Raw genomic sequence first — 14,204 nt, 5'->3', positions numbered from 1 at the left:
GCAGGCCCTGCCCTCTGGCACGGCATTGGGCCGTTTGCCTACGCCACGCCGGCGCAGGCCCATGGACCATGGAGTTCCACCCCCACACGACAAGGAGCACACCATGGCCCGAGACAACACCACCATCAACCACGACCTCAACCCCGACCCTATCACCGGCGCACCCGGCGCCCACCCTGTCGGCACCGGCATCGGTGCGGCGGGCGGTGCGGTCACCGGCGCGGCTGCTGGCTCGCTGGGCGGCCCCATCGGCACCGCAGTGGGTGCCGTGGTCGGCGCTGTCGTCGGCGGCCTCGCCGGCAAGGGCGCGGCAGAAGCCGTCAACCCCACGGCCGAAGACGCCTACTGGCGCGACGCCCATGGCCGCCAGCCGTACTACTCCGACGCGTACACCTACGACGACTATGCGCCCGCCTACCGCCACGGCTACCAGAGCGTGATCGACGGCCGCAGCGACTGGGACGAGGCGCGCGGCCATCTGCAGACGCGCTGGGACTCGGACCGCGAGACCAGCCGCCTGAGCTGGAAGGACGCCGAGCCCGCAGCCAAGGCCGCGTGGGAGCGCGCCGACCGGATCTGGAAGCAGACCAAGCAGGAATAACGGGCGTTGCCTTCGACCGTCTGACGTCTTTGGGGCGCCTTGCCGTGCCACGGCACGGTTTGCGGCGTCCCGCCTAGTCACACGGTCGAATGCAAACCCGTTTGGGGTATCCGCGCCTGGGGTCGATTGGCTGTCAGCAACGCAGCCGTCGGCCACAGCGCGTTATGGACTGAAAGGCAGGCTGGTCAGCCGATCACATCGACGACCTTGCCCGTCGAATCCTTGATGGTCGTCTTCTCCACCCGCCACTCCACCCCGGGCAGCAGCGGCAGCACATAACTGCCCTCGCGCGGCTGCAATGTTTGGGCAAACTGCTGCACCGTGGCGTCGGTCAGGCGCAGCACCACGCCGCCCTCCCCCTCGCTTTGCCATTCCACCGCGTTCTGGCCATCGGTACCTGCAGGCTCCAGCAGCAATTGCCACTCGTGCCCCGCCACGCGCAGCGTGCGGCCAAAGGGCAGGCGCAGTGGCAGCAGGGCCACCAGCTCGTCCACCTGGCGGGCTCCCAGGGTCACCTGCGTCAGCGGCTTGCGCAGCAGGCGTTTGCTCTGCTGCAGCCCGAGCACATCGGTGAACAAGAAACCGCTCGACGAGCCATCCCGCCGCAAGCCCTCGTCCACCTGCTGCTTGACCGCCGGGTGGGCCAGCAGCGAGGCGCGGCCCAGGTCCGTGATCCACAGCGGCATGTGCGGCAGCAGCGCATCGAGCAGATTGCGCGTGCGCCACCGCTTGGCCGCGCGCTCTTCGTCCAGCGTCAGCCCCACCACCTGCAAAAAAGCGACTGACCCATTGGGCGTGGCCAGCGGCTCTGCCAGCTCCGGGTCGGTCGCAAAGCCCATGGAGCAGATCTGCGTGGCCTGCCCCAGCGCAATGGGGCCATTGGCCGTCATCCAGTCGCCATCGCGAAACACATTGCCGCTTTGGAACACATAGCGCGCCAGGTTCTGCAAAAAGTTCAGCGCCCACACCGGGGGCTCGGCATCTGCATCGGCGGCTTCGGTAGAGCCCGGCGCTATCGCCAGCCGAAACGTCAGCTCAAAGCCACAGCCGCTCACCTCGGGGTCGTCCGACTCCTTGGCATACAGCTCGCTGAACCCATAGGTCACAAAGTGCCAGTGCGACACCGGGTCCGTGCGCCGCCACGCGCTGATGCCGTCCAGGGGGTCCGGCCCGCCCAGCATGTACTTGATGATCGTGCCAAAGTGCTTGGGCTCCTGGCCGGGGTAGAGTTGGGCCAGGCGGGCGGAGATGGAGTCCCAGCCGGGGGATGCATCGTCGATCTCGTCGTCGGTGTTTGTGGTCGTCGTCGGCATGTCTTGGGCAATGCAGGGCCGCATTGTGGGTGAGCGGGAAACACGCATTGTGATTGCATGCCGCGGCATTGCCGTGTCCATGTGTGTGGCAATGCCACGGCATGCTTTTGCGATGCCGCGGCATGTCATTTCCATGCCGCGCTCAACCTTCTGACGTCGTTGGGGCGCCTTGCCGTGCTACAGAACCGTCTGCGGCGTCCCATCTAGTGAGTCATACGGTGAGATGCGAACCTGTGTGATGCACACGTCCCTGTGGTCTGTTGGCTGCCGAGCATCTTCTCGACGCCATTGCCTACCGAGGCCGAGGACATCGCTGCTTGGTCGCTTATAGGGTCGCAGTAATGCCTAACAGTCACTTAGTGAGAGCCACCCGACACCGTTATGGCGTGACGGCGTCTCAGATGAAGCCGGTCAGCTTGTCCAGCAACTTCATCAGGTCCGGCGGCTTTCGAATGATGTGATAAGTCCACCGACCGAAGCGCCCGTCGTTGTTGACGGCGGTGCACCAGCGGTGCGCGGCCTGGGCCTTCACCTCGGCATCGCCTAGCTGGCCCTTCACCTCGACCATCAGGCGCTCGCCCGTCGTCAGGTCCACGATGAAGTCGGGCAGGTAGCGTCGGCGGATGCCGTCCTTGCGGTACGGCACGATGAAGCCCAGATGGTCGTTCTTGACCCACTTGGCCACGCCCTTATGTGCGTCCAAAGCCGTGGCTGCCGCCTGCTCCCATGTCTTCGTGTCGGCGACGATGGCGTTAAGGTGGCACTTCTGCACCGGCCAGGGCTGCCGGCCGGTGAAGAACTCGACGTGTCGCGTCGAGCGCTCGCCCGCCGGCCCCGGCGTGATGATGGGCCGCTCTTGCGTCTTGCCGCTCTCGTCAACCGGCATCAACGAGTCGAACAGGATGCCCACCGCCTGCTGGAAGTACGGGTTCAGCGCCACGTCCTGCGCGGCTCGGTTGCCCGACAGCTTCAGCTTCTCGGCCAGGAACCGTGTGGTGTAGCCCAGCAGTTGCGGGAACAGCCGGTGCGTCGGGATGATATCGCCACGGTCGGCCAGCCACTGCTGCGTCAGAACTTTGGCCATGGTGAAGGCCACCTGCTGCACACGCACCTTGGCGCGCCACTGCTCCAAGTTCACCACGTCGGCTGCACCCGGCCCGTAGGCGGCCAGCGCGCCGTCTTGCGTGGTCAATCCCTTCATCAGCGTCACGTCCGGCACCGTCATAGGGTTCAGTTCCAAGGTCGGCACCTTGGGCCATTCCATGGTGAGCCGGGTCACGCCGGGGTCGGTGTAGCCCTCCACCACCGGGAAGGCCAGCTCGTACTGCGCCTTGGCCGGCACCGCGTAAATCTGGTTGGCCGGTGGTGATGGCGGCTGCTGGGCGCCGCCCTCCACCTTGAACGGGATGAGCTCGAAAGGCACGCCAAAAACCTTGGCCGTCTCCTCGCGGAAGAAGCCGGTAGCCTCTTCCACCGCGTACGACGTGCGCCGCAGTGCCCGGCCGACCACCTGCTCGCACAGCAGTTGCGAACCGAACGGGCGCAGGCCCACCACGTGCGTCACGGTCGTGGCGTCCCAGCCCTCGGACAGCATGGCCACGCTGATGATGCAGCGCACGTCGCGGCCGGGCGGCACGCTGGCGTCGATAGTCACCAAGCCGTTGTCGTCGTCCTCCAGCGCCTTGCGGTTGTGCTTCTCGACCATGGCCACGTACTCTTCAGGCACCTTGTTGCCCAGCCATCCGGTCTTGCCAATGGTCTCCAGCACGAAGCGCAGGCGTCGGGCCTCGTCGTTCTTGCCGCCGCCCTCGGCGATGTCCTCAGCCACCTTGCTGTCCACCCGCACGGTCCATTCACGGCCTGGGGCGTTGCGGAAATGCTCGGGCGCCGCGCCGTAGGTGGCGTTGCCGTTAGCTAGCCAGTCGTACAGCTCCTTGGCCAGCGCGGTATCGCGGCACACGATGATGAAGACTGGCGGCACGTCGGTCTTGCGGTGGCCGGCCTTGAACTGCGCCGACCACTGCTCGGCCGTCTTGCGCCACTCGTCGGCCAGTTGCACGATGGGCTGCGTAGCGTAGCGCATCAGCACGTCGGGTGTCAGCTTGCCGCTGTGGCCTTCCTTCTCGGCAATCTCCTGCACCCAACGCCACACGTTGAAGTAGGCTGGCGTCTCGGTACCGCCGATATCCTGCGTGGGGAGCTGCGGAATCTTCACCAAGCCGGCCTCGATGGCTTCCAGCAGGCTGAAGTCGGACACCACCCATGGGAAGGGCTTGCCCACCTCGTTGCCGCTGCCCTGGATGAAGAACGGCGTGGCCGACAGGTCCATGCAAAGCCGCACGCCATTGGTCCGGCCACCCAGGGCCTTGTTGATGCGGTCCAGGCCTTCAATCCACACCGTCGCCTCGCGGGCATCGACCTCGGCCGTCTCCTCGTCGATGGCGAAGGTGTCCTCAGCGTCGAGCTTGCCGCGCCGGTAGGCGTGGTGGGCCTCGTCGTTCATCACCAGAATGGCCGAGCTGCGCCCCTTGCGGTTGCCCAGCACGCGGCGCAGGAAGGCGGCGTCGCTCTCGTAGTAGCGCACCTCCTTCACCTCGAAGCCGGTGAGCTGGCCCTTGCTGTCCCGCAGCTCGCGCAGGATGTCGAAGGCCCCGGTCAGCGCCTGCTGCCGGATGTCGGCCTCGGTCAGTGCATCCTTGCCGCCCACCTTCACCGTGCGCAGCTTCTCCACCGGCACGCCCCGCTTTACCACCTTGGCCGACGTGCCGTTCACGTCGGTCAGCTCGCGCCGCTCCAGGTTGTGCCAGTTGGTGATGAAAACCTCGCCCTTGCGCAGGTCGGACATGCGGTGCAGCGGCACCAGTTGCCGGGTGCGGTACAGGCTCAGCTCGTCCAGGTTCGGGTCGAGCTCGCGCAGCCGGTCGCGGATGGTGACGTTCGGGCAGACGATGAGTACCGTATCCGAGTAGGCCGAGGCCTGCGGCTGGGCCACCTTGTTGAGGATGGACCAGGCGGACAGCATGCCCATCACCGTGGTCTTGCCGCTGCCGGTCGCCATCTTGAGCGCGTAGCGCACGAAGGCCTTGTAGCCCTCGGCCTTGGCGTCCTCGCCCGGCTCGTCGCTGGGGATGTAGACGCCCTGCTTCAGGTCATCGGGGCCTTCGACCAGGAACAGCACCGTCTCCACGGCTTCGAGCTGGGCGAAGAAGAGCCGTTGCGAACGGTCTGGCGACCGCCAGAGTTCCAGCAGTTCCCGCGTGACGTTGGTGGCGCCCGCAAAGTCGCGCTCGCGCCATTCCTGCAGCCGCTGACGGATGAGGTTGGCCAGGTCCAGCAGGTATTCCTGGCCCTTGGATGCGTCGTCCAGCAGCGACTGCTGGCTCTTGGCCTTGCGCCCGCGCGCCGCGCGGTCAGGCACGCGGAAGAAGTACGAGGCTAGGCGACGCCCTGGCCGCTTCTCAGGGTGCTTGCCTTCCTCGATGTGCCAGTGGTATGCCGGCGGCACGTAAGGCAGGTTGATGATGGGCGCTTCGACGGCGTTGATTTGGCTCATGGCGCGCCTCCCGCCGTGATGGCCGCCAGCTCAGGGTTCACGGTGCGGCCGCAAATCTCCCAGATGCGGTGAAGGCGCTGGTCACGGAAGCTGCGGTACGTTGCAGTGTCAAAGAGCAGCCTCTTTGTGTCAGCCGCGAACTCGTCCAGCAGCAGGTGTTTCTCAATGGGCGACCCGTAGGATTTGAGGCGGCCGAAGTAGCTGTCGGGCAGTTCGGCCCGCTTGCGGATGTTGTCGGTCGCTCCGACGAAGCGGTAGTTGCCGAGCGTGTTCACCTCGGTGCTGCCGAGTCCCAGCTTCGTAGACAAAGCATGTCGCGGATAGATGTGGTCGACGTGCGGTTCGTTGCCCTTGTACTTCACGTCGAACGGCGATGCCCCCATCTGGTCCACGTACACCAAGTTCAGCAGCAGGAATCGCAACCGCGTCTGTTCCAGGTGGCCCTTCTGCAACTCGGTCGGGTAGCCACGCCCGATGAAGTAATTCTTAACCGCTTGCATCGGAAACCCGCCAGGGGCCGGCTGCCCGACAATCGAATGCAGACCGTTGATGACCTTGTCGGTGCCCTGCGAGTACCAACCAAAGAGCTGGGCTTTGTAGTAGTAGCCGCGCATCAGCGCCCGGCTGCGCTCCGTGGGCTTCGGGTTGAAGTACAGATAGTCGAACAGCGGGATGAAGCTGTTGTGGCTGCGGACTACCTTCTCGGCGTAGACCTTCAGGTCAGTCTTGAGGAAGTCGCGCAGTTCCTGGAAGGCGGCTTCGGCCCTGTCCCAGTTCGCCTTCATTTCCGCCAGCAGTCTCGTCCCGTCGGCGCCGGTGAACTTCTCGGCCGATGCCTCGGCACCGCGCCCATGCACTACCAGCAGGCACTTCAGCGGGAACGTCTTGTCGAAGCCGATGTTGGTGCTGTTTAGCAGCTCGGTAGTGTCTTCGATGGCCTCCTCAATTTCGTCCCAGCCTTCCTTCATGGCGGCGAACATCAAGTCGGACGCATCCAACTTGGTGCCGCCGGAGTTCACCCGGACGAAGATGTCCAGCACAGTCCCGTAGGTGTAGTTATTCGCCACACCGTCGAGCTCCTGAATCCAGAAGTGCTTGTCCTCGCGCAGCAGCGATACCAACTGGCCGAAGTTGCGCCGCACGCGCTTCTGCCGCGCCTTCTGGTCCTGGATCGTCGGCTGCTTCTCTGCTGGCAGCGCATCGTCGGCCTCATCGAGGCTGTCGTTCATTCCCTCCGACAGTTCCTCGGCCACGCGCTGGGCGTCCTTGCCAACCAGGTCGGCCACCCGATACCAAGGGGGTGACAGCGCAACCTTCGAAAACTTCAGCGTGTACAGCAGCCCGTCGTCTGACAGCGCTGCGCCGCTGCTGGCATCGAAGTAGGCCTCCAGGCGCTCGCTGTCTGGGCCCTTGATGGCACCTGCAAAGGTGGCATACAGGGTCTGCAGCCGCTGCTGGCCATCAAGAACGAACGTCTTCTCGCATCCGGCCCTGCTGATATTCGGCTCGTAGTAGTCACTCAGGTCGGGGTCCCACTCGACCTCCTCCATGAACTTGCGTGCCTTGATTTCGTCATTGGTCTTCCAGAACAGCAGTGTCTGGATAGGGTAGTTGCGCATCAAGCTGTCGAACAGCTTGAGCATTTGCTCTTCCTCCCAAACGAAGGGGCGCTGGATGTGTGGAAGAAATAGGCTCTTGTTGATAGTTTGAATGAGGTTGAAGAGGGAAGTGGGTTTGTAGCTCATGCCTTCACCTCCAGCACACGCATCAGTTCGTTACCGCGCTCATCGATGACCTTCACCGCCACACGGCGCTTCGACCCCAGCGGGAAGGGCTCGCTAACAGTGCCCGCCAAGTGCTCCCACACCGACGGGTCAAACTCCGTCTTCAGCGACTTCTGCAGGTTGTCCCACGCGGCGGTCTTGGGGAAGAAGACCTGGGTGGCGTAGAAGCACATGCCGTCGTAGTCGCTGTCCAGCATCCACGCCGGCAGGTTCTGGGCCGGAATGTCTTCCTGCTCCATCGTCGCGGGGTTGAAGATGTCCAGGCCGCGCAGATCGACCTCGTACAGATCGGTGCCGTCGTCGTTTTTCTTGCCGGCCTTGCGCACCACGGCATCGGGCAGACCGGTTACCGAGAAGATTTCGCTCGCGCGGCTGGTCTTCAGCAGGTCACTCATGGCCACGTCCGGCGTGACGGTGACGTAGGTGCAGGGCACGCGCAGCTTGGCGCGGTCTTCCAGCAGTTCGCGGGCCTTGGCCTGGATGGCGAAGCCGAAGAAGTACAGGTGCGGGAATTTCAGGAAATAGGCCTCGCGGGCCGCCTCGAACACCACGTCGGACGAGATGGCGCCGTCCTCCGGGCCGAAGACTACGGCGATGCGGTTGCCCTCGGCGTCCACGCCCTCGGCGTGGATGGCATCACTGTCGGTCATGCGGCGGATGTCCGCCAGTACCAGTTCGCGGTTGCCGGGCAGGCGCAACGTTTTGGACTGTCGCAACACCAGGGTCATGCGCTCGATGTGAGTGGCAGGGTCGGCATACTGACTTACGGCTTCCGCCATCTGGAGGGGCATGCCGCCATTGACTGCGTTGGCGTCACTCGGTGCTGCATCAAGGGTCTGGTGCTCGGGCCCTTTAGAGGGACGCTCGTTCAGCTCGACCGTCTGAGCCGGAGCAATGGTTGCCTCAACAACGAACGGACCAGCGACACGGGTAACTTTGCTGATTACCTCAGGACGGTCGACAAGCGTTAGCGTTGGAGGCTGCTCGTCGTTCGCAATTGATTTAAGTGCAATTCGGGGAACCAAACCACCCACTTCCTCGCCCCGTCTATTCTTCCTTCTTGCGTATTGAAATCCACCAACCGGGCCAACCGATTGGTTCTTCAACTGAAAGAAAGGAAATGTCGCAGTCAGCAGGCGCTGCCTGGCCAAGGCCAAGGGCACCCGGGACGTATCACAAGTTATCCACCGCCTTCCCCAAAGTTCGGCGACGGCAGCCGTGGTTCCACTTCCGCAGGTGGGATCAAGGATCAAATCACCTGGGTCGGTTGACATCAAAATACAACGCGCGACAACATCGCTATTTGTCTGAACGACATACGACTTATTCTGCGCTGGAGCAGTATCGTCCCATGGATTCGTTACCTTTGCATAAGGAAAGTCATCATGGAAGACAACGTAACGCGGGTAATCGCCCTCCACAAAAAGCCGCCCTTCGTCGGCTAGCTTCTGAAGCTTTTCCTTTGAAGTAACCCAACATTGCCCCTCGGTTGGAAGGTACGTTTTCCCCTGAAAATCAAAAGGGAAAACGTTCGAAGAAGAAAACGAGGGAGCCCAAAGCGATACAGTTCCGAAGATCCGACAGTCATTCGGAATGTTTGCAAAGTCGGCCCTCTCGTCGGAATTAAGTCGGCGCAAGTTTCCGCTTACATCCTGCACACCGGTCCAACGCCCCTTTGGGTCTGGTGTGGTGGCGCGGTACAGTTGTCGATACTTCAAGCGGCTGGCATCTTTGGCATACCAAACTAAGAAGTCCGCCATTGATTCAAGCGTCTTCGCGCCCAGGGGCATCAGCTTTTTTCGGAACGTTATCTGACTTATGAAGTTTTCTGCGCCAAATACTTCATCGAGCACTAATCGGACACGATGGACATTTTCTTCTGAAATCTGAACAAACAAACTACCTGTTTCGTTCAGCAGCTCCCTGGCAACTAGCGCTCGGTCACGCAAATAGGTGAGGTATGAGTGAAGCCCCAACTCCCATGTGTCCCGATAAGCCTTAACCATTTCCGGCTCTCGCGTCATTTCATCATCGACGCCATGCTTCACATCTCGTCGACGCACAAACGGCTGGAAATTCGACCCAAACTTCACTCCATACGGCGGATCCATAAACATCATCTGGAGCTGACCGCCAAGCCCCTCGAACTCCAGGAGCGAATTCATCACCTGCAGACTGTCCCCAAGAATCATGCGATTCTGCCAAGGCCCCTTGTGCTCGTAGGCATCGAGTTTGTCAGTCACGTCCAGCCCGCCCCCGTCGCCGAACAGGTCGTAGGTGGTGCCCTTGGCCTTGCGGTGCTTGATGCCCTCCAGGATGGCCTTGGTCGAGTGCCGCTCGTGCACGAACAGCGGCACCGTGGGCACTGAAATCTGGTGGCGCTCGGCCTTGCCGGTCCAGTTCAGGAACGGCTGACTTAGCGCCTGCAGCAGGTCTGCTGCGGCTTTCAGCGACTGCACCTGCACGCCACCGCCTGCCCACACCTGCGGGCCGGCGAAGACCGCCACCTCACCCTCTGTGGCGCAGCGTTGCACCAAGCCCAGCAGCCATTCGGCACGGTCGCGGTCCCGATTCTCGTCCCAGCTCAGCGCCGGGTCTAGGCTGCTGTCGTAGCGGTATTTCTTCGGCGGCTTCCTGGTGGTGAACTGATCCTGCACGCCGACATCCGGACGTTGAGTGGCCTGCTGAGTGTGCTGGTAATCGGTAGTTTGGCTTTGTGATGTCGCTGCGATCTTCTTGGTGGCCAAGACGTGCTCCCATTCATTGTTGGATGGCGTAACTGATGAGCATAACTGCCGAATGGCTACATGAAGAATGAAAAAAGGCGCTCTGGATGAGCGCCTTTTTGTCTTCTCTCTGGCAGCACTTTTGCACTAACTTGGCAAAGTTTGCACTTTCTATGCATTTGACAAGATCAATGAGAACCTAACGGCTTACACGCCGATGTTGCCAGCGCGCGCAGCGCGTTCGTCTCAATGACGTCCCGCCGCGGCTCCACCTCATCGCCCATGAGCATAGTGAACACGCGGACGGCCTCGATGGCGTCGTCGATCTACACGTGCAGCAGGCGGCGCACGTTGGGGTCCATAATGGTTTTCCACAGCTGCTCGGGGTTCATCTCGCTCAGGCCCTTGTAGCGCTGGCGGCTGGTGCCGCGCTCGGCTTCGATGAAGAGCCACTTCACGGTCTGGCGTGCGGTGTTGCAGCGATTGTTGCGCTTGTAATCTCCACTACAAGCGCTGACTACAACTCGCTGTACTTGCGGTTGTTGCCCCGCGCTTGACCCGTGGGGTATTTCTGTTCGTTGATCACCACCTTGGCATTCGCAGCCTCGATCAGATCCACATCCAGCGCCGTCGCCATCTGTACCAGGTACAGCAGCACATCCGCCATCTCATGCGCAACGGCCTGCTTCTTGTCGGCCGAGAGGTTGCGGCTCTGCTCCTCGGTCAGCCACTGAAAGTGCTCCAGCAGCTCGCCGGCCTCCACGATCAGGGCCGAGGCCAAATTCTTGGGCGAATGGAACTGGCCCCAGTCGCGCTGCTGCGCAAACTCCTGCAGGCGCAGGGCCAGTTGCTGGAGCGATGTGGCTGGGGTTGCTGGGGCTGTGGTGGGGTCTTGGGACATGTCGAGTAATCGCCAATCTCCGCGCTAGCGGCAGTTCTCCGCCACGTCACGCTGTGCCGCAGCCATTTCCGATTGGCGCTTGCTGTCTTCCAGGTACTGCTTGTCGCCCTTGTTGTCGTACTGGAACACGGGGCGCGCTGTCTTGAGGGTGCCCAGGTTGCGGCGCGCGGTATTGCAGCGCGATGAGCGGTTGTACGCCTCGGCCTGCTGGCGCGCTTGTTGGGCGGCCTGGGCGTCGGCGGTTTGTTGCGTGCTGCCCGCGCCTGTGCTGCTTGCGTAAGGCGAGCGCTGCCGCGCTGGCGGCGCACTGGGCGGAAGGGGGTCGCTGGAGGGCGGGGTGACCTTGATGTGCACGCTGCCCCCGGTGCCGCCGCTCATGTGGCAGGGCTGGTCCTGGAAGGCGGTCTTGCCGTCAGGCTGGGTGCACTTGTACGTTTGCGCCCATGCAGACGGTGCGGCGGCGGCGGTCAGTGCCAGTGCGGCGACAGCGGCAGCGATGGTGGTGAGTGGCTTGGGCATGGCGTGGCGTGACGGGTCGAATGATGGGGGTGGCCAACAAGGTCGAGACGGGCCTATTACAGCACCAGAAAGAACAACGCCCGGCATGGGCCGGGCGTCTTCGGTTCAAGCGGTGCTTGATGGATGGGTGCTGGTCGGATATCTAACCAACCAGCCAACTATCAAACATCGATGTTGCCCGCGCGCAGCGCGTTGGTCTCGATGAAGTCGCGGCGCGGCTCCACCTCGTCGCCCATGAGCATGGTGAACACGCGGTCGGCCTCGATGGCGTCGTCGATCTGCACGCGCAGCAGGCGGCGCACGTTGGGGTCCATGGTGGTTTCCCACAGCTGCTCGGGGTTCATTTCGCCCAGGCCCTTGTAGCGCTGGCGGCTGGTGCTGCGCTCGGCTTCGCTGATGAGCCACTTCATGGCCTGGCGGAAGTCGCCGACCTTTTCTTCCTTCTGCTTCTCGCCCTCGCCGCGCAGGGCCTTGGCGCCCTCGCCCAGCAGGCCGCGGAAGGTTTCGGCGGCTTCGGCCAGGGCCTGGTAGTCGGCGCCGTGCACAAAGTCTTGCGTGATGACGCTGCTCTTGATGTTGCCGTGGTGGCGGCGGCTGATGCGCAGCAGGGGCTTGTCGGTGCGGGCGTCGAACTCGCCGGCCACTTCGGCGGGGGCGCCGGTGGTGTTCAGCTCGCGCAGCTTGGCCTGCAGGGCCATGGCGCTGGTTTCGGCCTCGGCCACCGTGTCGAGCTTCAGGCTCACGCCGTCGGCCACGGCGCGCAGGGCTTCGGCGTCCATGAAGTTGCTGAGGCGGGCAATCACGCTCTCGGCCACCTGGTGCTTGCGCGCCAGTTCGCCCAGGGTCTCGCCGGTCAGCACCTGCGGGTTGGCGCCGCCGGTGCTCACGCTGGCGTGGTTGAGCGCAATGCGCAGCAAAAAGCCGTCGAGCGCGGGCGCGTCCTTCAGGTACAGCTCTTCCTTGCCGGCCTTCACCTTGTACAGCGGTGGCTGGGCAATGTAGATGTGGCCGCGCTCCACCAGCTCGGGCATCTGGCGGTAGAAGAAGGTGAGCAGCAGGGTGCGGATGTGGGCGCCGTCGACGTCGGCATCGGTCATGATGATGATGCGGTGGTAGCGCAGCTTGGCCACGTCGAAGTCATCGCCGCCGGTGGTGCCGCCGGCCTTGCCGATGCCGGTGCCCAGAGCGGTGATCAGCGTCAGGATTTCGTTGCTGGTCAGCAGCTTTTCGTAGCGGGCCTTTTCCACGTTCAGGATCTTGCCGCGCAGCGGCAAGATGGCCTGGAACTTGCGGTCGCGGCCCTGCTTGGCAGAGCCACCGGCGGAGTCACCCTCGACGATGTAGATTTCGCACAGGGCGGGGTCTTTTTCCTGGCAGTCGGCCAGCTTGCCTGGCAGGCCCATGCCGTCGAGCACGCCCTTGCGGCGGGTCATTTCGCGGGCCTTGCGGGCGGCTTCGCGGGCGCGGGCGGCCTCCACGATCTTGCCGCAGATGATCTTGGCGTCGGCCGGGCGCTCCTGCAGGTAGTCGGTGAGCAGCTTGCCCACGATGTCTTCCACGGGGGCGCGCACTTCGCTCGATACCAGCTTGTCCTTGGTCTGGCTGCTGAACTTGGGCTCGGGCACCTTCACGCTCAACACGCAGCACAGGCCTTCGCGCATGTCGTCGCCGGTGACTTCGACCTTGGCCTTCTTGGCGAACTCGTTTTCTTCGATGTACTTGTTGATGACGCGGGTCATCGCGGCGCGCAGGCCGGTCAGGTGGGTGCCACCGTCCCGCTGGGGGATGTTGTTGGTGAAGCACAGCACCTGCTCGCTGTAGGCGCTGTTCCACTGCATGGCCACTTCCACGCCGATGTGCGTGCCGGGGATGCCGCCGTAGCTTTCGGCCGGGCGCTCGCCTGCGGCGTAGAACGAGTTGGGGTGCAGTACCGTCTTGCCCTTGTTGATGAACTCGACGAAACCGCGCACGCCGCCGGCGCCCGAGAAGTCGTCTTCCTTGCCGCTGCGCTCGTCCTTCAAACGAATGCGCACGCCGTTGTTCAAAAAGGAGAGCTCACGCAGGCGCTTGGCCAGGATCTCGTAGTGGTAGTCGTTGTTCTCTTTGAAGATCTCGGTGTCGGGCAAGAAGTGCACTTCGGTGCCGCGCTTTTCGGTCTCGCCGGTCACCTTCATGGGGCTCACTTCGAAGCCGTCCACGGTGTCGAGCAGGCGGTCTTGCACGAAGCCGCGCGCAAACTCGATCTGGTGCACCTTGCCTTCGCGGCGCACGGTCAGGCGCAGCCACTTGGAGAGGGCGTTCACGCAGCTCACGCCCACGCCGTGCAGGCCGCCCGATACCTTGTAGCTGTTCTGGTTGAACTTGCCGCCGGCGTGCAGCTCGGTCAGCGCGATCTCGGCAGCGCTGCGCTTGGGCTCGTGCTTGTCGTCCATCTTCACCCCGGTGGGTATGCCGCGGCCGTTGTCGGTCACGCTGATGGAGTTGTCGGAGTGGATGGTGACGACGATGTCGTCGCAGTGGCCGGCCAGGGCCTCGTCGATGGAGTTGTCGACCACCTCGAACACCAGGTGGTGCAGGCCGGTGCCGTCGCTCGTGTCGCCGATGTACATGCCGGGGCGCTTGCGCACGGCCTCCAGGCCTTCGAGGATGGTGATGGAGCCTTCGCCGTAGCTTTCGCTGGCGCCGGCCTGGTTGGTGTCGATCTTGTGCGGAACGGGCTCACCAGTGCCGGTGGGTTCTGGCTCGGGCAGGTTGTTGTCAGCGGTCATGGTGGGCCTTGGGATCCGTGGAGGCCCGGGGGGCCTCCG

The 14,204-nt window shown here is 63.3% G+C and carries 8 protein-coding genes and 1 pseudogene; 1 reads left to right on the top strand and 8 read right to left on the bottom strand.

The window, feature by feature from the left end:
* The first annotated feature begins 103 nt into the window (after positions 1-103).
* Positions 104-601, top strand: coding sequence for a hypothetical protein (locus tag PMI14_RS12500; RefSeq protein WP_007854807.1), 498 nt, complete (start codon positions 104-106; stop codon positions 599-601).
* A gap of 185 nt (positions 602-786) precedes the next feature.
* Here the strand turns inward: PMI14_RS12500 and PMI14_RS12495 are convergent, their stop codons facing one another.
* The 8 genes and pseudogenes from PMI14_RS12495 to gyrB all read right to left on the bottom strand — a co-directional run bounded on the left by PMI14_RS12495 (position 787) and on the right by gyrB (position 14,165).
* Positions 787-1,914: a suppressor of fused domain protein gene (locus tag PMI14_RS12495; RefSeq protein WP_007854805.1), complete on the bottom strand. Its 1,128-nt coding sequence runs from the start codon at positions 1,912-1,914 to the stop codon at positions 787-789.
* Between the two features lie 397 nt (positions 1,915-2,311).
* Positions 2,312-5,467: a BPTD_3080 family restriction endonuclease gene (locus tag PMI14_RS12490; protein WP_007854804.1), complete on the bottom strand. Its 3,156-nt coding sequence runs from the start codon at positions 5,465-5,467 to the stop codon at positions 2,312-2,314.
* On the bottom strand, positions 5,464-7,212 hold the full coding sequence (locus PMI14_RS12485; protein WP_007854802.1) for a DUF262 domain-containing protein: 1,749 nt from the start codon (positions 7,210-7,212) through the stop codon (positions 5,464-5,466). Before PMI14_RS12485 ends, PMI14_RS12490 begins: the two co-directional genes overlap by 4 nt.
* Positions 7,209-9,998 carry a site-specific DNA-methyltransferase gene (locus PMI14_RS34200; RefSeq protein ID WP_007854801.1) on the bottom strand — a complete coding sequence of 930 codons (2,790 nt, stop codon included), beginning with the start codon at positions 9,996-9,998 and terminating at the stop codon, positions 7,209-7,211. The genes PMI14_RS12485 and PMI14_RS34200 overlap by 4 nt, the downstream gene beginning before the upstream one ends.
* 186 nt (positions 9,999-10,184) lie before the next feature.
* Positions 10,185-10,429 (bottom strand): annotated as a pseudogene (locus PMI14_RS34860) (hypothetical protein); the annotation flags it as partial.
* Positions 10,430-10,494: 65 nt separating this feature from the next.
* Positions 10,495-10,878, bottom strand: a complete 384-nt coding sequence (locus PMI14_RS12475; RefSeq protein ID WP_007854799.1) for a nucleotide pyrophosphohydrolase — start codon at positions 10,876-10,878, stop codon at positions 10,495-10,497.
* Between the two features lie 24 nt (positions 10,879-10,902).
* Complete coding sequence (locus tag PMI14_RS12470) at positions 10,903-11,397, bottom strand: DUF4124 domain-containing protein (RefSeq protein WP_007854798.1); 495 nt, start codon at positions 11,395-11,397, stop codon at positions 10,903-10,905.
* A 161-nt stretch (positions 11,398-11,558) separates the two neighbouring features.
* The gene (gyrB, locus tag PMI14_RS12465; RefSeq protein ID WP_007854797.1) at positions 11,559-14,165 is read right to left on the bottom strand and encodes a DNA topoisomerase (ATP-hydrolyzing) subunit B; all 2,607 of its coding nucleotides are present in this window, start codon (positions 14,163-14,165) and stop codon (positions 11,559-11,561) included.
* Positions 14,166-14,204: the final 39 nt, after the last annotated feature.

Origin of the sequence: Acidovorax sp. CF316 (genome assembly GCF_000276605.1) — a bacterium.
In the GTDB taxonomy this organism is placed as follows: Bacteria; Pseudomonadota; Gammaproteobacteria; order Burkholderiales; family Burkholderiaceae_C; genus Acidovorax.
This window is presented reverse-complemented; position numbering and strand designations above follow the sequence as displayed.